Source organism: Kocuria marina (assembly GCA_014652975.1).
GTDB classification, from domain to species: Bacteria; Actinomycetota; Actinomycetes; order Actinomycetales; family Micrococcaceae; genus Kocuria; species Kocuria marina.
In genome coordinates, this window is record BMZV01000001.1 from 304,507 (window position 1) to 325,999 (window position 21,493).

At 69.7% G+C, this 21,493-nt stretch carries 20 protein-coding genes and 1 tRNA gene; 10 read left to right on the plus strand and 11 right to left on the minus strand.

Annotation, left to right across the window (positions count from 1 at the left end):
- The first annotated feature begins 130 nt into the window (after positions 1 to 130).
- A complete protein-coding gene (locus IE157_RS01515) occupies positions 131 to 844 on the plus strand; it encodes a VIT1/CCC1 transporter family protein (RefSeq protein WP_064846703.1) in 714 nt (237 codons plus the stop codon).
- A gap of 217 nt (positions 845 to 1,061) precedes the next feature.
- On the opposite strand, the gene IE157_RS01520 is transcribed toward IE157_RS01515, so the two are convergent.
- Positions 1,062 to 1,460: a thioredoxin family protein gene (locus tag IE157_RS01520; RefSeq protein ID WP_193518918.1), complete on the minus strand. Its 399-nt coding sequence runs from the start codon at positions 1,458 to 1,460 to the stop codon at positions 1,062 to 1,064.
- 141 nt (positions 1,461 to 1,601) lie between these two features.
- Here IE157_RS01520 and IE157_RS01525 point away from each other — a divergent pair, with 141 nt between their 5' ends.
- Positions 1,602 to 2,243, plus strand: a complete 642-nt coding sequence (locus tag IE157_RS01525; RefSeq protein ID WP_193518919.1) for an LLM class flavin-dependent oxidoreductase — start codon at positions 1,602 to 1,604, stop codon at positions 2,241 to 2,243.
- 313 nt (positions 2,244 to 2,556) lie between these two features.
- On the opposite strand, the gene IE157_RS01530 is transcribed toward IE157_RS01525, so the two are convergent.
- Positions 2,557 to 2,638, minus strand: a tRNA-Tyr gene (locus IE157_RS01530).
- A 267-nt stretch (positions 2,639 to 2,905) separates the two neighbouring features.
- Between IE157_RS01530 and IE157_RS01535 the strand changes: the two genes are divergently transcribed.
- Positions 2,906 to 3,397, plus strand: a complete 492-nt coding sequence (locus IE157_RS01535; protein WP_035960096.1) for a YajQ family cyclic di-GMP-binding protein — start codon at positions 2,906 to 2,908, stop codon at positions 3,395 to 3,397.
- Positions 3,398 to 3,627: 230 nt separating this feature from the next.
- Here the strand turns inward: IE157_RS01535 and htpX are convergent, their stop codons facing one another.
- On the minus strand, positions 3,628 to 4,527 hold the full coding sequence (gene htpX, locus IE157_RS01540) for a zinc metalloprotease HtpX (protein WP_193518920.1): 900 nt from the start codon (positions 4,525 to 4,527) through the stop codon (positions 3,628 to 3,630).
- Positions 4,528 to 4,547: 20 nt separating this feature from the next.
- Positions 4,548 to 6,458, minus strand: coding sequence for a sigma-70 family RNA polymerase sigma factor (locus tag IE157_RS01545; protein WP_193518921.1), 1,911 nt, complete (start codon positions 6,456 to 6,458; stop codon positions 4,548 to 4,550).
- Positions 6,459 to 7,062: 604 nt separating this feature from the next.
- Between IE157_RS01545 and IE157_RS01550 the strand changes: the two genes are divergently transcribed.
- Positions 7,063 to 7,539, plus strand: a complete 477-nt coding sequence (locus IE157_RS01550; RefSeq protein ID WP_193518922.1) for a Fur family transcriptional regulator — start codon at positions 7,063 to 7,065, stop codon at positions 7,537 to 7,539.
- 126 nt (positions 7,540 to 7,665) lie between these two features.
- Here the strand turns inward: IE157_RS01550 and IE157_RS01555 are convergent, their stop codons facing one another.
- Positions 7,666 to 9,030, minus strand: coding sequence for an SseB family protein (locus IE157_RS01555; RefSeq protein WP_064846698.1), 1,365 nt, complete (start codon positions 9,028 to 9,030; stop codon positions 7,666 to 7,668).
- A 267-nt stretch (positions 9,031 to 9,297) separates the two neighbouring features.
- Between IE157_RS01555 and IE157_RS01560 the strand changes: the two genes are divergently transcribed.
- Together IE157_RS01560 and rarD are read left to right on the plus strand one after the other, a co-directional pair.
- Positions 9,298 to 10,731 carry a DUF6882 domain-containing protein gene (locus IE157_RS01560; protein ID WP_193518923.1) on the plus strand — a complete coding sequence of 478 codons (1,434 nt, stop codon included), beginning with the start codon at positions 9,298 to 9,300 and terminating at the stop codon, positions 10,729 to 10,731.
- A 41-nt stretch (positions 10,732 to 10,772) separates the two neighbouring features.
- A complete protein-coding gene (gene rarD, locus IE157_RS01565) occupies positions 10,773 to 11,711 on the plus strand; it encodes an EamA family transporter RarD (RefSeq protein ID WP_193518924.1) in 939 nt (312 codons plus the stop codon).
- 152 nt (positions 11,712 to 11,863) lie between these two features.
- On the opposite strand, the gene IE157_RS01570 is transcribed toward rarD, so the two are convergent.
- From IE157_RS01570 to IE157_RS01585, 4 genes are all read right to left on the minus strand, one after another.
- Positions 11,864 to 12,082: a methionine/alanine import family NSS transporter small subunit gene (locus tag IE157_RS01570; protein WP_193518925.1), complete on the minus strand. Its 219-nt coding sequence runs from the start codon at positions 12,080 to 12,082 to the stop codon at positions 11,864 to 11,866.
- Entirely contained in the window at positions 12,079 to 13,860 is a 1,782-nt protein-coding gene (locus IE157_RS01575) for a sodium-dependent transporter (RefSeq protein ID WP_193518926.1), read from the minus strand. The genes IE157_RS01570 and IE157_RS01575 overlap by 4 nt, the downstream gene beginning before the upstream one ends.
- 95 nt (positions 13,861 to 13,955) lie before the next feature.
- The gene (locus tag IE157_RS01580) at positions 13,956 to 14,918 is read right to left on the minus strand and encodes a polyprenyl synthetase family protein (protein WP_085108442.1); all 963 of its coding nucleotides are present in this window, start codon (positions 14,916 to 14,918) and stop codon (positions 13,956 to 13,958) included.
- Between the two features lie 109 nt (positions 14,919 to 15,027).
- The gene (locus IE157_RS01585; protein ID WP_193518927.1) at positions 15,028 to 16,299 is read right to left on the minus strand and encodes a geranylgeranyl reductase family protein; all 1,272 of its coding nucleotides are present in this window, start codon (positions 16,297 to 16,299) and stop codon (positions 15,028 to 15,030) included.
- A 211-nt stretch (positions 16,300 to 16,510) separates the two neighbouring features.
- Between IE157_RS01585 and IE157_RS01590 the strand changes: the two genes are divergently transcribed.
- From IE157_RS01590 to IE157_RS01605, 4 genes are all read left to right on the plus strand, one after another.
- Positions 16,511 to 17,935 carry an isochorismate synthase gene (locus IE157_RS01590; RefSeq protein ID WP_193518928.1) on the plus strand — a complete coding sequence of 475 codons (1,425 nt, stop codon included), beginning with the start codon at positions 16,511 to 16,513 and terminating at the stop codon, positions 17,933 to 17,935.
- An 84-nt stretch (positions 17,936 to 18,019) separates the two neighbouring features.
- Positions 18,020 to 18,787 carry an ABC transporter substrate-binding protein gene (locus IE157_RS01595; protein WP_064846690.1) on the plus strand — a complete coding sequence of 256 codons (768 nt, stop codon included), beginning with the start codon at positions 18,020 to 18,022 and terminating at the stop codon, positions 18,785 to 18,787.
- Positions 18,788 to 18,878: 91 nt separating this feature from the next.
- A complete protein-coding gene (locus tag IE157_RS01600; protein ID WP_064846689.1) occupies positions 18,879 to 19,673 on the plus strand; it encodes an amino acid ABC transporter permease in 795 nt (264 codons plus the stop codon).
- Positions 19,674 to 19,907: 234 nt separating this feature from the next.
- The gene (locus IE157_RS01605) at positions 19,908 to 20,654 is read left to right on the plus strand and encodes an amino acid ABC transporter ATP-binding protein (RefSeq protein WP_064846722.1); all 747 of its coding nucleotides are present in this window, start codon (positions 19,908 to 19,910) and stop codon (positions 20,652 to 20,654) included.
- A 174-nt stretch (positions 20,655 to 20,828) separates the two neighbouring features.
- Here the strand turns inward: IE157_RS01605 and IE157_RS01610 are convergent, their stop codons facing one another.
- Entirely contained in the window at positions 20,829 to 20,972 is a 144-nt protein-coding gene (locus tag IE157_RS01610) for a hypothetical protein (RefSeq protein WP_193518929.1), read from the minus strand.
- The gene (locus IE157_RS01615) at positions 20,948 to 21,343 is read right to left on the minus strand and encodes an MFS transporter (protein ID WP_193518930.1); all 396 of its coding nucleotides are present in this window, start codon (positions 21,341 to 21,343) and stop codon (positions 20,948 to 20,950) included. Before IE157_RS01615 ends, IE157_RS01610 begins: the two co-directional genes overlap by 25 nt.
- Positions 21,344 to 21,493 lie beyond the last annotated feature (150 nt).

Sequence of the window (21,493 nt, forward strand, 5' to 3'; positions counted from 1 at the left end):
GCGTCGCCCCACAGAGCGGGCGGGGCATGATGTCGCGTGCCGCGCGTGCTGCTCTCCCGCGGAGGACAGCCCGACTGAGGTTTGGCTTGCCTGCCTGGCGGGGTTTTCATTTGCGACGCAAACTATCTGCATGGCACAGCACACCGCGGTGGAACCGCACGCGACCAAGTCCGGGGAGAAAATGAACAAGCTGCGCGCCGGGGTCCTGGGCGCGAACGACGGCATCGTGTCCGTGGCCGCGACCGTCGTCGGCGTGGCCGGGGCCACCGCGGCCACGACGCCCGTGCTCGTGGCCGGTTCGGCCGCCGTGATCGGCGGCGCACTGTCCATGGCGCTGGGCGAGTACGTGTCCGTGTCGAGTCAGAAGGATTCGCAGGAAGCTCTCATCGAGAAGGAGAAGTGGGAGCTACAGGCCATGCCGGAGGCCGAGCTCGACGAACTCACGCAGATCTACCGGGATCGCGGGTTGAGCGAGACCACGGCCCGACAGGTCGCGGTGGAGCTGTCCGAGAAGGACGTGTTGCGTGCCCACCTGGATGCCGAACTCGGGATTGACCCGGATGACATTCCCAGCCCGTGGGGTGCCGCGATCTCCTCCGCGGTGGCGTTCCTGCTGGGTTCATTGTTGCCGCTGCTGGCCATCCTGCTCCCGCCCACGCCATGGCGGATTCCCGTCACGTTCGTGGCCGTGCTCGTGGCGCTCGCGCTCACAGGGACGCTCGGTGCCCGGTTGGGTGACACCCCGCACGTGGCCCGCGCCGCGGCCCGTGTAGTGACGGGCGGTGCGCTGGCTCTGGGTGCGACCTTCCTCATCGGTTCCCTGCTGGGGGTTTCCGCGGCGTGACGGGCCGCGTGAAGAACGACTGACGGGCGGCGGGGTCCCACATCCCGCCGGACAAGCGGCCCGGGCATTCAGACCGGATATACGGAGAGGGCGGCTCCTTCGGAAGCCGCCCTCCGTGTTTCATGGGCGTGTGCCGTGTGGCGCGGGCATCACATCATCTGTGTATGACGAGAAGTGCGCGCCACTACCGGGTCTACATACGCCGTGGAACTCAGGATCAGTTCTGCTGATCCCCCGCGGCGCCGGTCTCCGCCTCGGCGGCCTGCTTCTCGACCTCCGCGCGGACCTCGTTCATGTCCAGGTTCTTGACGGCGTCGATGACCTGCTCGAGGGAGGATGCGGGAAGCGAGCCGGGCTGCGAGAACACCATGATGCCCTCGCGGAACGCCATGAGCGTGGGGATCGAGGAGATCTGGGCGGCGGCAGCCAGGCCCTGCTCGGCCTCGGTGTCCACCTTGCCGAATACGATCTCGGGGTTGTTCTCGGAGGCGGCCTCGTAGGTGGGTGCGAACTGCTTGCACGGTCCGCACCAGTCCGCCCACCAGTCCAGCAACACGATGTCGTTGTCAGAAATGGTCTGGCCCAGGGTGTCCTGGGTGATGTCTACAGTAGCCATGAAACCAGCGTAGGACTCCGTTCCGCCGGGCTCCAGAACGTTCACTGCGGGCACAAGGAACGCCCTGGGCGCCGCGCCGTCGGCATTCCCAGGAATCACCCGTGAGGAGCCACCCGTGACCTTCAGACTCGGTATCGCCACGTGGGGGAACGCGCTCCCCACCCCGACACGGGTGAGCTTCCCAGTCCGCGGGAGGGGTTCCTGCAGCTCACCGAGTTGGCCCGCACCGCGGACCGGGTGGGCCTGGACATCGTGGCCGTCGGTGAGGGTCACGGGGCGGAGCACGTCAACCCGGATCCGTTGCAGCTGCGGGCCGCGGGACACGGGATCGACGTGATGCTCAACGTCATGGAAGGCCGTTGGGACCAGCTCGTGCCGTACGTCAAGGCGTACCGGGAGGCGCTCCGCGGCTTCAGGCATTCCACGCGCGGCGCGGTGGGCCTGCTGCTGCCGGGCCTCGTGGTGTCCGACGACGACGACGCCCGCTCCCCCGACGCCCTCACCCTCGCCTATCCACACTTCGCCGCCAGCACGAGAACCTTCGGCGCCGCAAGCGCCGACGACCCCGCGTGGACACCGGAGGAGTTCCGCGAACAGTGCGGGCCGGAGGGTGCGCTGCTCGTGGGCGGTGTGAGCGACGTCGTCACCAAGCTGCGGGCCATGCGCGAGACGTTGGAGCTGGATCGGGTGCTCGTGCGCGTGGACGTGAACGGCCTGCCCCACGACGCGGCGCTGCGGACCGTGGAACTGCTCGGTCGAGAGGTCCTCCCGGCGCTGCGCTGAGCCCACCCGCGCTGCTCGGAACTCCCGCACCTGCCACCCACCCCGCTGCCCACATCCATGGGCTCCGCCCCGACACATCACGCCCCATCCTGCGGCTTTTACTGAGCTAAAGCAGAAATGGGCGCCCTCAGCTGCTTGTGCTCCACTAGGAATTCGATGCGGTCGGCACAGAGGGCGGATGAGCCGCGGAGCAGTGCGCGGCAGAGCTTGGCAGGGAAGTCGCGACTGCAGCAGGGCCCTGGGACGAAAGAAGGGGCTCCCCGGATCATGTCATCCGGGGAGCCCCTTCGGGATGATCACTCATCCCCGTGGGTGGCAGGTGAGGGATTCGAACCCCCGTAGGCAGTGCCAGCTGATTTACAGTCAGCCCCCTTTGGCCGCTCGGGTAACCTGCCGAGAGCGCACAGAGCGCATTGCACCCCCGCCGTGCGGGAGCACCTCAACATTACACAGCACACCCCCCGTCCCCCAAATCAGCGCGGGTGCCCCCAGAACCCCTGAACGGCCGGGAGCGTGACATCGGTGCCCCCACGCGGGTGACCGCGAACTGCGCGGGGAGCCCGATCACCACCGATCCGCCCGGTTCCGGCACGAATGCGCTCATCGCGGGCAATTAGGCTGGTGGGTGACATCACGCACCCAACACACCCAGGAGGACAACCGTGGCTTCGGAATCATCATTCGACGTGGTCAGCAAGGTCGACAAGCAGGAAGTGTCCAACGCCCTGAACCAGGCCCAGAAGGAAGTGGCCCAGCGCTACGACTTCCGCGGGGTGGGCGCGGATATCGACTTCTCCGGCGAGAAGATCCTGATCAAGGCCAATTCGGAGGAGCGTGCCCAGGCCGTCCTGGACGTCTTCCAGTCCAAGCTGGTCAAGCGCGGGATCTCCCTGAAGTCCCTGGACGACGGTGAGCCCTACGCCTCCGGCAAGGAGTACCGCATCGAGTGCTCCATCAAGGAGGGCATCGCCCAGGACCAGGCCAAGAAGATCACCAAGCTCATCCGTGACGAGGGCCCCAAGGGTGTCAAGGCCACCATCCAGGGTGATGAACTGCGCGTCTCGTCCAAGTCCCGTGACGACCTGCAGGACGTGATCGCGCTGCTCAAGGGATCGGACGTGGAGGTCGACCTGCAGTTCGTGAATTACCGCTAACGTGACCCGGCCCCGGCGCTGCGCCAGCACCGCGTCGGCCCCACGCCCGTCACACGCCGGTCCGCATCCGGAGACCAGGAAGCCGTGAGCCCCGAGCGGGGATCACGGCTTCTTCCGTAAGGGGTTCGCCCCCCGGGCACGACGGCGGACACGCGGGCCGCAGTCGTGGGACGACGCGACGGGCCAGTCGCACGCGACGCCCACCGCGACGTCGAAACCCGAACGCCGCGTCAGCGGCCGTAGAACCCGCCGTTGCGTGCCATGTTCTGCAGCCGCTGCACGCGGTCGTCGGTGGAGGGGTGGGTGCGGAACAGGCCGGAGACCGCACCGCCGCGGAACGGGTTGGCGATCATCAGGTGGGACGTGTTGACCACCTTCTGGTCCTCCGGGTTCATGGGCCGCTGGGACGCACCGCCCTCGATCTTGCGCAGTGCCGAGGCGAGCGCAAGGGGGTCGCCGGTGAGCTTGGCGCCGTCCTCGTCGGCGTCGTACTCGCGCGTGCGGGAGATGGCGAGCTGGATCACGGTGGCCGCGACGGGTGCGAGGAACGCCATGAGCAACCCCACGAGCATGTTGCCACCGCGGTTGTCGTCACCGCGCCCGCCGCCGAAGATGGCCGCGAACTGCAGCACCTGCGCGGCGGACGTGATGAGTCCCGCCACCGCGGCCGCCACGGACGAGGTCAGGATGTCCCTGTTGTACACGTGCATGAGTTCGTGGCCGAGCACCGCGCGCAGCTCGCGTTCGTCGAGCATCTGCAGGATCCCCTCGGTGCAGCACACCGCGGCGTTGTCCGGGTTGCGTCCGGTGGCGAACGCATTGGGGCTCATGGTGGGCGCGATGTACAGCCGCGGCATGGGCTGCTCCGCCCGGCGGGAGAGCTCCTCCACGATCCGGTACATGGCCGGTGCCTGTTGCGGGCTCACGGGCACCGCTCGCATGGACCGGATGGCGAGCTTGTCCGAGTTCCAGTAGCTGTATGCGGTACTGATCAGCCCGATCACCGCGAACAGGATGATGAAGAACGAGCTGCGCGTGGCCCCGGCGATGATCCAGCCGATCGCCAGCAACACCACCCACATACCGCCCAACAGCAGCACAGTCTTCAGTCCGTTGTAATGGCGGTGCATTCAGTGTTCTCCTGTGGGGTCTAGCGGGGCAAGAAAATGTTGAGGGATACCGACGGTACCAATGCGGACGGCGGCAACGGCGGCGCGGGCAGTGGGGGAAATGTGGGCAGCGGGGGCAGCCCGTCGAGGCAGATGATCTCCCGCCCTCCCATTCCGAGCGACACCTCGCAACCGGGGTCCGTGGTCGTCGGGGGCGGTGGTGCCACCCCCGTCGAGGGGGACGGGACCGGTGTTTGCGTAGCGTCCGACGGCGCGGGGGAGGTTCCCTCGCCCGGGTCCGCGGGGTTCCCTCCCGGGTCCGCGTCACCCGGGGACGGGCTCGGCGACGGCGTGGGCGGGACGTCCGGATCGGTGCCGAGGTCGGGGGCAGAGGACGACGTCGCACCGCCCGCTCCGTTGCCCGGCGCACCCGGGTCCCCGGGCAGTGGCGCACCGCCCGGCCAGCGACCTTGCGAGTCACCCTGATTGCGGCCGGCCTGGCCGTCCGGGCCTTGTCCCTGGGGGACGTCCTCGCGGGCCTGCTTGGGGCGGGACGCGTCGGAATCGCCGAGGGCCACGGACCCTCCACCGTCGGAACCGCCCGAGTCCCCCTGAGCCACGGACGCGGAATCTCCACCATCGGCGGCACCGCCGTCCGAGTCCCGACCGGCGGAATCCCCAGCGCGGGAATCACTGCCGTCCGCCTCGTCGTCGCGACCGGCTGCGGGTGTCTCGGAGGAACCGCGGGCGCCGGACGCAGCGGCGTCGCCGTCGGAAGAGTTCACATCCGGGGGGACGGCGGCGGCGGGCGCACCGCCCGAGGGATCGTCCGGCGAGTTGGACACGGCCACGAGCCCCACGGCCGCGGCGGCCGCAACCAGGACGCCGACCGCGGCGATCGCCAGGCCCGTACCGGACGATGCGAACGCAGCAATCCCCGTGGACTGCCCTGCGGCTGCAGCCCCGGACGAGGCGCCCGCGCCGGCCCCGGAGCCGCCGGCACCCGGACCCCCGGAGGTTGCGATGGCGCTCCCCGCCGCGCCGTCGAAAGCCGGGGTCCCCGCGACTCCCGGAGCCTGGGACGCGGCACCCCCGAAGCCCGCCAGGGACGTGCCGGTGAGCGCGTCCACGAGCCGACCGCCCGCACCGGCCCACAACGGAAGTCCGGCCAGGACGGGCAGGAGCCAACCCCGCATCCCGATCCCGAGGTCCTGGAGCTGCAGGTACTCGGCGGTGCAGCGGGGACAGCGGTCCAGGTGTTCCTGCACGACCTTGGTGCGCGACGGGGTCAGGGAACCGCGCGCGAACGCACCGAGCTGTCGTGAATACTCGCCGCAGTCCTCGAGGGCCCGCGCCGAGACGTGTTCCTGCATGTAGGCGGTGCGGAGTCCCTCCCGTGCGCGCGTGCCCAGCGCGGAGACCGCGTTGGGTTGAATGCCCACGGCGGAGGCCACCTGACGCGGCTTGCGCCCCTCGATCTCGAGGTACCACAGCACTTCCTGCCAGCGCTCTGGCAGGGACGCGAACGCGCGGGCCACCACCACGGAGTCCACCTGGCGCACTACGGTGTCCTCGAACAGTTGCACACGGTCCAGCGGCCCGTCCGGTTGGGGGTCCACGGGACGCGTGCGGCTGAGTTCGTTGGCGCGGTCCGCAGCGAGCCGGGACACGGCCGTAACGAGGTAGGCGCGCAGGAACTCCCGGGGGCCCTTGCCCTCCTTGAGCAGCGCGAACACGCGCGTGAACGCCTCGGAGACGAGGTCCTCCGCTTCCGGCTCGTTGCGGGAATGCATGCGGGCCACGGCCAGTGCCGCCCCGCGGTGCCGTTCGTAGAGCGTGGCGAAGGCATGCGAGTCACCCTCGCGGACCGCGCGTAACAGGTGTTCGTCGCTGATGCGTTGGCCGCCCTGGCCCGGGTGGTCCCCGGTGCCGGGAACTGCTCTGTGTGACATGGCGCTCTCTGCCCACTGGAAGTAACTCGGTACCTCCATTGTGACAGCCGCGGGCGCTGCGCGGCAGTCGCGACCCCGCCCCTCCCCCGCGTTCCCGCTGTCACCGCGCCGGCCCGGTCATGGCCGGGGGCGGGACCGGCGCCCCTGCGCCGGCCCGCCCCCGTCTCCTAGTGCCACCTCCCTCCCCCGCGCCGGACAGCCCGTCCGGCAAAGAGACGCTCTCACCCGCCGCGTGCCGCGCGATGTGTCCCCGTGGTGATCGCGGCACCGGTTCGCCGGTCCCAGAGCGATCGGACCGTCCGGGATCCCGCGCAGCCCGCGCGGGATCCACTACGTAGACGCACGGGATCGGAAATCATGACGCGAGATCCGAAAACTTTTTTCGCGGGTCCCGTCACGGATGACGGCGCCGCTGCGCGCGGCCTTCCGCGCGCCCGTCCCGGACCGCGACGGCCCCACGCGGCGGGCGGGCCGCGAGCGCACCACGGCGGTGACCCGGGGCCGCGGGGGGGGGCATGTCGGCGGGGACGGCGGCGTTGACAGCGCGGGAGCGCCGTGAGTGCAACTATTGTGAGTGGCTCAGAATAAGAATAGAATGGACCCCATGGAGACCACCGTTCAGGCTGCACCGCACCCGTCGCGGGATGCGTGGACCTCGCATCTGCGCTCGCACGGGCGCAGGGTCACCAGACAACGTCTTGCCGTGTTGGACGCCGTGTCCGCGGTTCCGCACGCCACCGCCGAGGACACCGTGCAGCAGGTCCGCTCCGTGCTGCCCAACATGTCCGTCCAGTCCGTCTACGTGGTCCTCGCGGACCTCGCGGCGATCGGGATGGTGTCCAAGTTCGAGCCGCCCGGATCCCCCGCTCGCTACGAGATCCGCACCGGGGACAACCACCACCATGCGTACTGCGTGCGCTGCGGAGTGGTCCAGGACGTGCCGTGCGCCGTGGGCCATGCCCCGTGCCTCACGTCGTCCCAGGACCACGGCTTCGAGCTGCTAGCCGCAGAGGTCGTCTACCGGGGTGTGTGCCCCCGCTGCCAGGAAGAGCTCGCGGCGAGCGCGACCGAGGCCCGCTGAGCCACGCTCTGACACCGGCCCCCTGACGCGCGGCCCCTGACATACAGCCCTGGCGCACCCCCGGACACGCCCCGCGGGTGTGGAAACTGCGGACGAGATGCGCCGCAATTCCGACCCACCGACCTCTCAGTCGCGAGGCTGCGAGGTACCGCCCTGTTCTCGCTGCGTGACGAGCTCCAGCATCTCCCGCAGCTGCGCCGTGGGCAGGGTGGCCACGGGGGCCATGGCATTGAGGCAGATGGCCGCCGCACCCGATTCGAGCGCGAACTCCAGGATCTTCCGGGACGGGGCCGAGCGCACCGTGAGCGCCGGGTCGAGGGCGGCCACCTCCGCCGCGGACGTGAAGACCAGCAGGGTGTCCGGTGCGGCGCCCTCCTCGGAGGGTTGGACCATGACCGGGATCGCGTTCTCCCCCTCGTCCCGGGTGCCGAGCATGAGGTAACCGTTCGGGTTGAGCAGGGCCCCCAGGACGTCCGCCATGGCATTGTCCAGCAGCGCTTGCTTGAGTGCCTCGTTGTGGGGTGAGCGGCCCACCCACTCGATCTGCTGGCGGGGGATCCGCAGGGCGTGTTCGGACGCCGGGTCCACCACGATCTCGTCGTACTGGGTGTCCTGCACGACCATCTCGATCATCGCGCTCGCGCGCTGGCGCAGCAGGACGGGTTCGGCTAGATCCGGGTTCTTGTTGCTGCGGGTGAACATCTCGCGGGCCTGCTCGGCGGTCGTATACACGGCCAGTGCGCGACCGCCGTCGGGCTGGGCGACCGTCTGGACCCGGATGTGGGACTGCGGCCCCACGGGCTGACCGTCCTCCCCCGGGACCAGGTCCGATCCGGAGATGTCCAGCAGCACGGTCCCGGCCAACGCCTCGCGCAGGGCCCCGGCCAGGGTCCGCTCCCCGGGTTCGCGAGTGAACGCCTCGGCCGCCGCGCGCAACCGGGGGTGCACGTCCCCGTGGGAGTCGTCCTCGGAGGTCGGTGCGAACGGCAGCTCGACCCCGGCCTCATCGGCCAGTTCCAGGGCCCACAACGGCGTGCGCTCCTGGGTACGCGGGAACTCAGTCAGCTGAGCCAGCACGTCCCGGCCCGTGTAGGCGCCCTCGTCCGCGTAGGGGCGGGGCAGCTCCCGGAAATTGTAGGACGCGCTCGTGTGCAGCGTGGGCTCGGGCCACCCGCTCGCGGCGATGCTCACGGACGCGGTGAACCAGCTCCCCCGCCCGGGCACCGCGCAGCTGCGCTGCAGTTGCGCGATCGTCTCCAGCACCGGGCTGTCCTGCTTGATGGGCCCTGCCGCCCCGGGGATCACGGAGCCGTCCCTGTTCTCGACCACCCGCAGATGGACCCGCCCGCCCTGGGGCTTGAACTCCACGAGCATGGTGTCCCAGCCCGGTTCCGTGCGCAGGACGGACATCACCCATTCGCCCACCCGTGCCACGAGTTCACGCTCACCGGGTGCGGGGGTCGTCGATTCGGGCCGAGGCTCAGAGGTCATGGTGTGGTGTCCCTTCGACCCGTGAGCCACGGGTCCGCTCGCTGTAAGATCGCGCGATCTCCCCCGGTCGCTGCCGGGCGCCGCGCGCCCCCAGCCTAACGAACCGCTCGCGTGCAAGGCCCCAACACGGCCGCGGGGTACGACGTCGCTCGGTGCGGCCGCGGCGTCGTCGTCGGGTACGTGCCGCGGGTGGATACAGGGGCCCCACAGGCACCGACGTGCCGTCCGGCGCGCGCTGGCGTCCGCGCCAGTTGTTAGCCTGGACCCATGACGAAAACTTTGCAGGAGTTGATCGACGCGTCGATCTTCCTTTCCACCGAATACCAGGCAGTGCTGGCGGAACTGTCCCAGGGCGCGGAGTGGGACGTGGACTTTTCCGCGCCGTCGTTCACCCTGCAAACCACGCCTCCCGTCACCCTGACCCCCTACCTGCTGGGCACCGAATCGGCGTCCCGCGGGTCCTTCGTGTGGTCGTGGCAGGAGCTCGGGCACTTCAACCCGCGCGTGGTCTCCGCCGCCGTGCAGGCCAAGCAGGCCGGTGAGCGTCACGAGGTCTCCGAGCTGACCACGGACGAGCTGCCCCTCGAGGACGGTCTGGCCCGCCGGCTGACCCTGGCCGCCAAGGCCGTCACGGGTCTCTACGCCCACTACCCCGCGCGCGCCGGTGGCAACATCACGGCGTGGTTGCTGCTGGACGGCCCCGAGTTCGAGCTGCCCCGACTCACGGAGCAGCGCATGATGCAGGTCATCGGGGAGTCCCTGACCACGGACACCGCCGTGGACCACAACCTCGCCGTAGCCAGCTACGCCAAGCTGCGCGGCGCCCACGTGGAGTGGGACACGGACGCCACCTGTGTGGTCACCGTGCACGACGGCGCTCAGCGCTTCTGGTTCGACGACCACCAGATCACGGGCGTGGAACCCGCTGAGCCCTCCGTGGGCGAGGAAGAACTGCGCGAGCTCGAACACCAGGCGCAGACTCACCGCGAGGCCCTGCTCGAGGACCGCCGTGCCGCGGTGGCCCAGGCCGAGCAGCTCGGTGAGCAGCAGCGCGTGGAGTCCGCCGAACGCAAGCGGCGCGAGCGTGAAGAAGCCGCCGCAACGGCGTCGTCCGCGTCCGAGCGGGAGGAGCCGCTGCCCAGCGAGCTGTCCCGCGAGGAGATCGAGGCGCCCGAGCCCGAGCAGCCCGAGGGGGACGTGGCCGTCCCCGCGAGCGAGGTGCGGGACCCGGACCGCCCGTTCGACCAGGAACCCACCTCCGGACCCGCCGAGCCGGGTCGCGTGGAGACCACGGTGCTGCCCGGTCCCTCCGGGGACGCGGCCACCGCCGGCCCACAGGCCTCCCCGCACCCCAACACCACGGCCATGTCCCGGATCCCGGACCCCGAGTTCGCCGCGGCCCAGCCGGGGATGCAGGACGAGGACGCGGCGCGGGACACGCGCGAACCCACTGCGCCGGAACCGAGCGAACCCGCGACGGAGCAGCCAGTCCTGCGGGACGTCTCCGAGGACACCGTGGCCCGCGAGCGGGCCGAGCGGGAGACGGTGGTCGCCCGCGAGACCGTCGCCGGCCCCGGCGCTGCTGAGGACGACATCTCCGCCCCCGCCGTGGTGGACGGCCAGGAGGTCGAGACCAACGAGCAGGCGGAGAAGAAGGGCAAGAAGAAGCGCGGTTTCCTGAGCCGTTTCTTCGACCTCTGATCGCGAACCGACGCGGCGGTCACCGGGGATAGGATCGGACGGTGACTGACAACGCGACTTCCGGCCCGGGCCCTCACCAGCAGAAGAGGGCCCGGGCCGGTTTCGGCTACGGGTTCGCCGCGTACGGGATCTGGGGGTTGCTGCCCCTGTACTTCGTGGTCCTGGCCCCGGCCACGGCGTACGAGATCGTGGCCCTGCGCATCGTCTTCTCCCTGGTGGTCTGTCTGCTGATGCTGGCCGTGACCCGCTCCGTGGGCCGGTTCATCCGGTTGTTCCGGGACGGCTCGGCGGTGCTCGCGCTCACGGTGGCCGGTGTGCTGATCGCCGGGAACTGGTTGCTGTACACGGTCGCCACGACCACGGGGCACACCCTCGAGGCGTCCCTGGGGTACTTCATCAACCCGCTCGTGGCCATCCTGCTGGGTGTCCTGGTGCTGCACGAGAAGCTGCGCCCCCTGCAGTGGACCGCGATCGCCGTGGGTGCGCTGGCCGTGGTGATCATGGCCGTGTTCTACGGCGCGGTGCCGTGGCTCTCACTGGGCCTCGCCTTCACGTTCGGCTTCTACGGCCTGGTCAAGTCCCGCGTGGGCTCGCGCTATCCCGCGCTGATCACCCTCACCGGGGAGACCGCCATGATCACGCCGCTCGCGCTCGTGGCGGTCGCGCTGCTGGGCGCCCAGGGACAGATCACCCTGACCTCCGAGGGCACCGGGCATTTCCTGTTGCTGCTGTCCTCCGGCGTGATCACCGCTGTTCCGCTCCTGCTGTTCGGCGCCGCCGCCGCCCGGCTGCCTCTGAGCACCGTGGGCATGCTGCAGTACATCGCACCGATCGGCCAGTTCATCCTGGCCGTCCTGGTCTTCCACGAGGAGATGCCCCCGGAGCGCTGGGCCGGTTTCGGCCTCGTGTGGCTCGCCGTGGTGCTGCTCGTGCTCGACGCCGTCCGCGCACCCCGCGCGCCCCGTCTCCGCCGCCGCTGAGCGCACGCCCCGCGCTACCGACGCCGCGCGGTCCGGGTCCCGGCATCGTTCTCGGTCCCGTGTCCGGGATACCGGGTCCCGGGTTCTGAGTCCCGGAACGAGAAAAGGCCACCCCTGACCAGGGGTGGCCTTCTCTCATGGGACCGCGTGAATCAGATCCGCGACTCGGGAGCCGCGCCGGCGTTCACCTGGGATCCCGGGTCACCGTCGGTGGCCGCGCGGTGCGCGGCGTCCTCACGGGAGCCCTCCGACGGGGTGTCGAGCTCGTCGACCTCCTCGGGCGAGCGCTTGATGTTGATCAGGGCGAGCAACAGCCCACCCCACACGGTGACCATGGCCACGATCATCATGACGACGGACATGGTGCTCATGAGAGTTCTCCTTCCGAGCGGCGGGGCTGGACCTGGGCGGACGACCGGCCCGCGGCGTCGCCAGCAGGGTCGGTGTGACCCGATCCGGCGTGCGCCCACGGGGCCTGACGCTGCACCACGGTCCCGTCCTCGATGGCGCGCAGGGAGAAGTCCTGGCCCAGTGCGGGGGTGCGGGTCGCGGTGTCCTGGTAGTGGGACAGGGGCTTGTGGCGCGCGAGGGTGCCGCGGTCCACGTAGGCGTCCTGGATGGCGGGGGCGGGGCTCGTGAGGGCCTCCGCGGTGCGCCGGGACCAGGGCAGTCGGGACAGCAGGTAGGCAAAGACGATCAGGGCCACGGCCATCCCCCACCCGAACGTGTTCACGAACCACTGCGGCATGTCGTTGTAACCCTGGGACACGGTCTCGGTGAGCTGGTCGATGAGGATGTAGCCCAGGATCACCGGGGTCACACCGCCCACCATGATCATCCACGTGCGCCCGAGCTTGAAGGACGAGACCGAGTTGATGTGGTCACGCAGCGTGGGCAGCGCCGAGAAGCCCGCGGTGAGCAACAGCACGGACACCAGGGCCGCGGCCACGATGCCGAAGTTGTTCACGAACGCGTCCACGACGTCCAACAGGTTCAGCCCCGTGGTCGTGGGGAAGAACAGCAGGGAGATCGCGGCGAGCGGGATGACCACGATGGCCACGGCCGCGGGGCGCGAGAGCCCGAGCTTGTCGCGGAAACCGGCCACGATGACCTCCACGATGGAGATCAGGGACGTGAACCCGGCGAACGACAGGGCACCGAAGAACAGCACACCGATCAGCGTGCCGAACGGGGCCTGGGAGATGATGGCCGGGAAGGCGATGAACGCGAGACCGATCCCGGACGTCGCGACGTCGGCGACTTCCGTCCCCGAGGCCGAGGCCATGAAGCCGAGTGCTGCGAACACGCCGATACCGGCGAGGATCTCGAAGGACGAGTTCGCGAAACCGACCACGAGTGCGGAGCCGGAGAGGTCCGAGCGGGGCTTGAGGTAGGACGCGTAGGTGACCATGATGCCGAAACCCACCGAGAGGGAGAAGAAGATCTGCCCGTAGGCCGCGACCCACACGGAGGAATCACCCAGTGCGGACCAGGACGGGGTGAACAGGGCATCCAGACCCGCGGCGGCACCCGGCAGCGTCAGGGCCATGCCCACCATGATCAAGAACATGACCACGAGCAGCGGGATCAACACCACGTTGATCTTCCCGATCCCGTTCTGCACGCCCATCATCAGCACGATCAGCAGCACGAGCCACGCGATGGCCGTGGCGATGAACACCGGCCAGATGAAGTCGAAGCCGATCGTGACCTCGTCCGAGACCCGCATGTAGTCGCTCATGAAGAAGGTCGCGGGGTCGTCCCCCCACGCCTTGCTGAACGAGAACACGGTGTACTGCATGGCCCATCCGATGATCAGGGCGTAGTACACGGCGATCACCACGCAGATGGCCAGCTGCCACCACCCGATGGTCTCGAGTTTGGGGTGCAGCCGTCGGAAGGACAGCGGGGCGGACCCGCGGTAGCGGTGACCCACCGCGTAGTCGAGCATGAGCAGCGGGATACCGGCGGTCAGCAGGGCCACCAGGTAGGGGATGATGAAGGCGCCGCCGCCGTTGTCGAACGCGACGTACGGGAACCGCCAGATGTTGCCGAGCCCCACGGCGGAGCCGATGGCGGCGAAGATGAACATGGTGCGCCCGGAAAATGCTTCCTTCGCGGCGCGACCACGTGTCGTGTCTGTGGACATGGATGAACCTCACGCGGGACGAATCCCATCGGCGCGCACGCGGAAGCCCTCGTGGCGCGCAAGTGGATTACGGATGCGCCAAGCTTACTGAGAACTCAGCCCCTGCGATGCACCACGCCGTGCGCGAATTCGATCAGTGCCGCTTTGGCCACGGAATCGTCGAGCGGTTCGAGGGCCGCGATGGCCTCGTCCGCCCAGTCGTTGGCAATCTGCCACGCCTCCGCAGCCGCGGGGTGCTCGGACACGGCCTCGACGGCGCGGGCCAGGGCGGCGTCGTCGGACAGGTCCCCGTCCACGAGCTCGAGCAGCTCGCGCGCGGAGGCCGCGGCGGCCGGGTCGGAGCCGGCGGCGTCGCGGCGCAACAGCAGGACCGGGAGGGTGTCCACGCCCTCGCGCAGATCCGTACCGCGTATCTTGCCGGAGACGTCCGGGTGGCCGGTGAGGTCGATGATGTCGTCCGCGAGCTGGAACGCGAGTCCTACCTTCTCGCCGTAGACGACCATGAGATCCACCACGGAGCGGGGCCCCCCGCCCAGCAGGGCGCCGTACTGACCGCTCGCGGCGATCAACGAACCGGTCTTACCGGAGAGCACCTTGATGTAGTGGGCCACGGGATCCTCGTCCGGGGCGGGACCGGTGGTCTCCTGCAGCTGCCCGATCACCAGGCGCTCGAACGTGGTCGCCTGGATCATGAGGGGTTCCTGGCCCAGGGCGGAGACCATGGCGGAGGCACGTGCGAAGATCATGTCCCCGGTGAGGATGGCCACGGTGTTGCCCCACACCGTGTGCGCGGTCTGCACGCCCCGGCGCATGGGGGCGGAGTCCATGACGTCGTCGTGGTAGAGGGAGGCCAGGTGGGTCAGTTCCACGACCGCGGCGGCCTCGATGACCTCGTCCGTGACCTCACCGGCCACTTCCGCCGCGAGCAGCGTGAGGAGGGGCCGCACCCGTTTACCGCCGGCGTCGAGCAGGTGCCGGGCCGTGACGTCCGCGATCCGGTCCGCGGAGTGCACGGACTCTGCCAGCCGCTGCTCGATCCGATCGAGGCTGCGCAGCATGAGCGGGCCCAGGTGGGAGTCCTGGGCGATGAGCTCGAACCCTTCGGGCAAGCGCAGGGAGTCATTCGGGCGGCTGGGGTCAGTCACGATCCACCACTCTATCGACAATTCAGCTCGCGGGGGTCAGTGCGTCCAGCACCGCGATCGCGCGATCGGTCACAGTCCGGGCGGGCCGGTCCGACAGTTCCGTCATGACCCGCACCGCGAAGCGCATCATGGCCGGGACGCTCATCCCCGCCCGTAGGCCCGCGGTGAGGATCGCCGGGTGGCCGATGAGCTCGGCGAGCGCCCGGCCCTGCGTGAAATGGGCCCCCCATTCGGCGCGCACGAGCTGCGGGTAGCGGGCGAGCGCGTTCTCCCGTTGCTGGGGCCCGTTGGCCTCGGCGGCGTCCACGATGCACGACGCCGCGAACAGCGCGGACTCCATGGCGTTGGAGATCCCCTCCCCGTTGAACGGGGACACGAGCCCCGCGGAGTCCCCGAGCAGCATGAGCCCGGGAACGTAGTGCGGGGTGCGGTTGCCGGCCATGGGCAGCGCGGCCGAACCCACCCGGCCCACCTGGTGCTCCGGGTCAAAGGTCCACTCGGCGGGCATGGACGCGGCCCAGTCACGCAGCACCGCGCGGTAATCGAGCTTGCCGAACGCGGGCGAGGTGTCCAGAATGCCCAGGCCGACGTTCGCGGTGCCGTCCCCCACGCCGAAGACCCAGCCGTAGCCGGGCAGCAGGGAGCGCTCGGGGTCCGTGCCGTCCGCGAGTTCGAGCCACCCCTCCATCCAATCGAGCTCCGAGCGCGGGGAACGGTAGTACGTGCGCACGGCCACGCCCAGGGGCCGATCCGTGCGCCGGTGAAGACCCGCGGCCACGGCGGTGCGGGTCGAGTTGCCGTCCGCGGCGAGCACGAGGTCCGCGCGGTGCTCCTCCGTCTCGGCGGTGCGTCGCCCGGTCGCCGGGTCCATCACGGCTGCCTGCACGCCCACGATCCGCCCGGTGTCATCACGCAGCACGTCCCGCACCGTGCGGTGCTCGATCACGTGCGCACCGGCACGCCGGGCGTGCCGCACCAGGTCCTCGTCGAAACCCGCGCGCGTGCGCACGAGTCCGTAGGACGGGAAATCGGTCAGTTCGGGCCACGGGACCTCCACGGTGCGCCCGGACGCCACGAGTCGCAGTCCCTTGTTGGCCTTATAACCCTCCGCGGCGCCGTGCGGCAAGCCCATGAGCTGCATCTGGCGCACGGCCCGCGGCGTGAGCCCGTCCCCGCACACCTTCTCCCGCGGGTAGCCGCTCTTCTCGAGCACGGTCACCGCGATCCCCTGGCTCGCCAACCAGTACGCCGCCGTGGCACCGGCGGGGCCTCCCCCGCTGATCAAGACCTTCACTGCGCCGCGGCCCTCCGCTTCCTGTGTTCTTCCTTGTGATGTCGGCGCGCCCGCGTGCTGGACGGACCACCCGCCCATTGTGTCATCGCCCGCCGACGCCGCTGTCCCCGCCGTCGTCGCTCCGCCCACGGACTCGGCAGGAAGCCGGGCCGGTCCCGGCCCACCCGACCGACACCGCCGCGCCCACGCGCGCGTCCTATGCTTGAGGACGATGACACCCGAGTTCCCCGCACCCCGCCTGAGTGCGCTCACCCTTCCCCTGTCCGAGGTTCCCGCGGCCGCGGAGTTCGCCCGCAACCCGGACGTCCGGCGGTTGCTAGGCAGCGCGGACCCGGCCACGTGGATCATGCGCGGCAAGGGAATCGTCGGCCTCGGTCGCGTGGCGGCCTACCGCGTGCGGGGCGGGACCCGATTCACCTCCGCGCGCGTGTGGTGGGACGAGCTTCGCCAGGACGCGACCGTGCATGACTTCGTGCAGCACCCCGGCACCGGTTTGCTGGCCTTCGGGGCGTTCGCGTTCGCGCCGTCCTCCACGGTGGACTCCGGGCTCATGGTCCCCGAGCTCGTGATCGGCACCGACGCCCACGGCGCGTGGCTCACCCTGATCTCCACCGGACCGTCCGAACCCACGGTCGAGGACGTCGACGCCGCGTGGCGTCGCCTCGTGCGCGCCGCACCCGCGGTGGCGCGGCCTGAGGAACCGGACGCAGCGGCGTCGTCGTACCCCACGGCCGTGCCCGGGACCCTGGACGAACAGCGCTGGATGGAGGCCGTCGCGGACGGCGTGGGGATGATCCGCGCGGGGGAGCTCGACAAGCTCGTGCTCGCGCGGGACGTGGTCGTGGACACCGGGCGGCCCATCGAACTCGGTGCGGTGCTGGGGCGGTTGAGCGAACGCTTCGCCACGTGCTGGACGTACTGCGTGCGCCTGGGCCCGGAGCAGGAAGGCTCCGAGCAGGAGGGCCCGGACGACGGGGAGGGTGCGGGCCGGTTGCTCGGCGCGACCCCCGAGATGCTCATCCGGGTGCATCGCGGCACCGCCACGGCCCGTGTGCTCGCCGGGACCCTGGACCGCCAGGACCTGCCGGACGGCGCCAACCCCGAGGACTTCGCCGGTACCGAGCTGGGCGGGTCCGAGAAGCAACAGCGCGAACACCGCTTCGCCGTGGACTCTCTGATCACGGGGCTGTCCCCGTACGCGGATGAGGTCTCCGGCGGCGAGCACCCCTTCATCCTGGCGCTGCCGAACGTGTGGCATCTCGCGTCGGACGTCACCGCGCAATTGCGTGCGGGCGTGGACGGGACCCTGCCCTCGGCCCTCGAACTCGCGGAGGCCGTCCACCCGACCGCCGCGGTGTGCGGGACGCCCACCGAGACCGCCGGGGCCGTGATCGAGGACCTCGAACGCATGGACCGTGGGCTCTACGCCGGCCCTGTGGGCTGGCTCGACGGCGCGGGTAACGGCGAGTGGGGCATCGCCCTGCGCGGCGCCGTGCAGCTGGACGCGCACCGGGCGCGCGTGAGCGCCGGCTGCGGGATCGTGGCCGAATCCGATCCGCGCGCCGAGCTCGCCGAGACCTGGGCGAAACTGCGCCCCATGCTCGAGTCCCTGCCCGCACGGTGGGACCGGGAGTAAAGGGATTCCGGGCCGATCCGGGCACCCCGTAGTAAAATCGCCACGAGTTTCACCCGGAACCCCACATCTCCCCGAGGAGCACACATGTCAACCCTGCGCCGACTCGTTCCCGCGCTCGCCGTCCTCTCCGCCGCAGGCTTGGCACTGACCGGTTGTGAATCGACCTCCGGGGGCGGCTCCCAGGCCGGTGGCTCCGACACGTTCACCGTGTGCACCAACTCTCCGTACCCGCCGTTCGAGTTCGAGAAGGACGGCAAGATCGTGGGCTTCGACATGTCTCTGGGGGACGAGATCGCCAAGGACCTGGGCCGGGAGAAGAACGTGGTGCAGGCGAACTTCGAGACCCTCGAGTCCGGAGCGGCGCTGGACACCGACCAGTGCGATGCCGCCATTTCCGGGATCACCATCACGGACGCCCGCAAGCAGTCCGTGGACTTCTCCAAGCCGTACTTCAACGACCAGATCGCCCTGCTGACCACCAAGGATTCCGGGATCCGCGACTTCGACTCCGTGGGGGACAAGACCGTGGGCGTACAGCAGGCCACCTCCGGTGAGCAGTTCGCCAAGGACAAGCACCTGAAGACCCAGCAGTTCGAGGACGTGGAGCTCATGTTCCAGTCCCTCGAGTCCGGTGGCGTGCAGGCCGTGTCCGGGAACATCTCCACGCTGTCCAAGCGCGCGAAGGACAACCCGGACCTCGAGGTCGTGCAGACCGTGGACACCAACGAGAACCTGGGCGTGGCCGTGAAGAAGGGCAACACCGAGATCCTCGACTCCGTGAACAAGACCCTGGACCGCATCACGAGCGACGGCACCATGGACAAGATGAAGAAGGAGTGGATGGGCCTGTAGGCTCCACTCCCCGAGAGCAGGACATCCGTGCCGGGCGGTGTGACACCGCCCGGCACGCATATGTGGGCAACCCACGGACAGGGAGACATCCATGGCCATGACCACCCGGCAGCGCGCCAAGCTGTCGCGGGGCATCCAGTACGCCGTACTCGTCGTCGTACTGGTAGCACTCGTGTTCCTCGCGGACTGGAACGTGCTCTACCAGCGCGTGTTCAACCCCGAGGTCGCACTGAACCAGTTCCCCGGGATCATCACCGTGGCGCTGAAGAACACCCTGATCTACACGGTCCTGGGCTTCGTGGTGGGCCTGACCCTGGGTGTGGTCCTCGCGCTCATGAAGCTCTCCTCCGTGGCGCCCTACCGGTGGATCGCGACCCTCTACATCGAGTTCTTCCGCGGCGTGCCCGCGCTGCTCGTGTTCCTGGCCCTGGGCTACGGCATCCCCCTGGCCTTCGGCTTCCGCTTCAACCACTACGTGACCGTGATGATCGCGCTCGGCGTGGTCGCCGCCGCGTACATCGCCGAGTCCCTCCGCGCAGGTCTGCAGGCCGTGCCCCCGGGGCAGTACGAGGCTGCCCGCTCCCTGGGCATGTCCCACACCCGCGCCATGGTCACGATCGTGATCCCCCAGGCCCTGCGCATCGTCCTGCCGCCGCTGACCAACGAGGTCATCCTGCTGACCAAGGACTCCTCCCTGGTCTATCTGCTGGGCATGGGCGTGCAGCAGTACGAACTCACCAAGTTCGGCCGCGAAGGCATCTCCGACGCCGGCGCCGGGCTGACCCCGCTCGTCGTGGCCGGCATCTGCTACCTGATCATCACCGTGCCGCTGGGGCTTCTGTCCCGCCACTTCGAAACCAAGACCGACCGGGTCAAGAAGTCCTAGGAGCTCCCAGTGTCCACTTCCGCAGCCTCCCCCGATCCCGCATCCTCCGACCCGTCGGCGACCCCCGGGGCGGATCCCGCCCGGGGTTCCCAGCACGACGCCGCCTCTACTGCACGTCCCAGCTCTGCCGCGACCGGTCCGGGCCGTTCCGCTGCCCCGTCCCCGGGTGCATCTCGCTCGTCCTCCGACGACGCCGCTGCCGCGTCCGACCGGGGCCACTCCGGTTCCGCCGCGGTGCACGTGCGCGAGCTGCACAAGTCCTACGGGGACCTCGAGGTGCTGCGCGGGATCGATCTGGACGTGGCCACAGGTGAGGTCGTGTGTCTGATCGGGCCCTCCGGTTCCGGCAAGTCCACCCTGTTGCGCTGCCTCAACCTCCTGGAGTCCCCGCAGTCCGGGACCATTTCCGTGGGCGGGTTCACGGTCACGGACCCAGATCTGGACGTGGACGCCATGCGCCGCCGCGTGGGCATGGTGTTCCAGCAGTTCAACCTGTTCCCCCACCTGAGCGTGCTCGAGAACTGCACGGTGTCCCAGGTCAAGGTGCTCAAGCGCTCCAAGGAGGAGGCCAAGCGCATCGCCCTGGCGAACCTGGAACGCGTGGGTCTGGAGGCCAAGGCCGGCCAGCGGCCCACCCAGCTCTCCGGCGGTCAGCAGCAGCGCGTGGCGATCGCGCGGGCGCTGTCCATGGACCCCGATCTGATGTTGTTCGACGAGCCCACCTCCGCTCTCGATCCCGAGACCGTGGGCGACGTCCTCGCGATCATGCGCCAACTCGCGGATGACGGGATGACCATGCTCGTGGTGACCCACGAGATGTCCTTCGCACGCGACGTCGCCGACCGCGTGGTGTTCATGGACGGCGGCGTGGTCGTGGAACAGGGCCCCGCCCGCGAGGTCATCGGCTCACCCCAGCACGAGCGCACCCGCACGTTCCTCTCCCGGGTCCTCAACCCCACCACGGTGGACACCCCGGAGTAATCCGCCCGCCGACTCCCGTGCAACGGGGGCCCCGCCCACGTGATCCCGCAGCAATGGGCGGGGCGCTCGACGCCGCGTGGAAGCACACGACGACGGCGCCGCTATTCGGGAAGAACAGCGGCGCCGTCGTGGTGGAACACGGGTGCCGAGCGGGTGCCCGACCGGATCGGTGGATCAGACGCGATCCGTGACAGGGATGTCGGTGGCGGGCCCCGGGATGTCCTGGGTCTCGAGGATCTCCTCGGCCTTGGCCTTGGCCTGTTCCACCGTGCGCTGACGCGGCACGAGGATGGTCACGAGCGCACCGAACAGGGCCACGGCACCGAAGATGTAGAACGCGGTGGCACCTCCCAGGTTGGCGGCCAGGCGCCACCCGCCGATGAGTGGGCCGAAGATCCCGCCCAGGCGGCCGGAGCCCCAGGCCACGCCGGCGGCACGTGCTTGGTCGTGTAGTAGTTGGACGTGAAGCCGTAGATCAGCACCTGGGTACCCAGGGTGCCCCCACCGGCGATCGCGATGACGATGAACAGCACCGGCAGCGGGAACGCGAAGGTCATGAGCGCCAGGGGGATGGCCGCGAGCACGAACGTGGTGGCCACGATGCGTTGCGGGCCCGAACGGTCCGCGAGCTTGGAGGCGAGCATGCCGCCGATCACCGCGCCCGAGTTGAGCACCGACGTGGCGCTCATTACTCGACCTCGATCCTGACCGAGAGTGTGACCCATGGCACCGGGAGCAACCCCTGGGTTTTACCAGGGGTGCCTCTTTCCCGGATTGTGAATGAATCGGCGTGATTGAAACACGCACCCTATGATGAGGACGCCTATTCACCGGCGTTC

What these genes read in the sequence shown, in the direction of transcription:
- IE157_RS01515 (WP_064846703.1), top strand. Translation starts at nt 131, where the DNA reads ATGGCACAGCACACCGCGGTGGAACCGCACGCGACCAAGTCCGGGGAG.
- IE157_RS01520 (WP_193518918.1), bottom strand. Translation starts at nt 1,460, where the DNA reads ATGGCTACTGTAGACATCACCCAGGACACCCTGGGCCAGACCATTTCT.
- htpX (WP_193518920.1), bottom strand. Translation starts at nt 4,527, where the DNA reads ATGCACCGCCATTACAACGGACTGAAGACTGTGCTGCTGTTGGGCGGT.
- IE157_RS01545 (WP_193518921.1), bottom strand. Translation starts at nt 6,458, where the DNA reads ATGTCACACAGAGCAGTTCCCGGCACCGGGGACCACCCGGGCCAGGGC.
- IE157_RS01550 (WP_193518922.1), top strand. Translation starts at nt 7,063, where the DNA reads ATGGAGACCACCGTTCAGGCTGCACCGCACCCGTCGCGGGATGCGTGG.
- IE157_RS01555 (WP_064846698.1), bottom strand. Translation starts at nt 9,030, where the DNA reads ATGACCTCTGAGCCTCGGCCCGAATCGACGACCCCCGCACCCGGTGAG.
- IE157_RS01560 (WP_193518923.1), top strand. Translation starts at nt 9,298, where the DNA reads ATGACGAAAACTTTGCAGGAGTTGATCGACGCGTCGATCTTCCTTTCC.
- IE157_RS01570 (WP_193518925.1), bottom strand. Translation starts at nt 12,082, where the DNA reads ATGAGCACCATGTCCGTCGTCATGATGATCGTGGCCATGGTCACCGTG.
- IE157_RS01575 (WP_193518926.1), bottom strand. Translation starts at nt 13,860, where the DNA reads ATGTCCACAGACACGACACGTGGTCGCGCCGCGAAGGAAGCATTTTCC.
- IE157_RS01580 (WP_085108442.1), bottom strand. Translation starts at nt 14,918, where the DNA reads ATGCTGCGCAGCCTCGATCGGATCGAGCAGCGGCTGGCAGAGTCCGTG.
- IE157_RS01590 (WP_193518928.1), top strand. Translation starts at nt 16,511, where the DNA reads ATGACACCCGAGTTCCCCGCACCCCGCCTGAGTGCGCTCACCCTTCCC.
- IE157_RS01595 (WP_064846690.1), top strand. Translation starts at nt 18,020, where the DNA reads ATGTCAACCCTGCGCCGACTCGTTCCCGCGCTCGCCGTCCTCTCCGCC.
- IE157_RS01600 (WP_064846689.1), top strand. Translation starts at nt 18,879, where the DNA reads ATGGCCATGACCACCCGGCAGCGCGCCAAGCTGTCGCGGGGCATCCAG.
- IE157_RS01615 (WP_193518930.1), bottom strand. Translation starts at nt 21,343, where the DNA reads ATGAGCGCCACGTCGGTGCTCAACTCGGGCGCGGTGATCGGCGGCATG.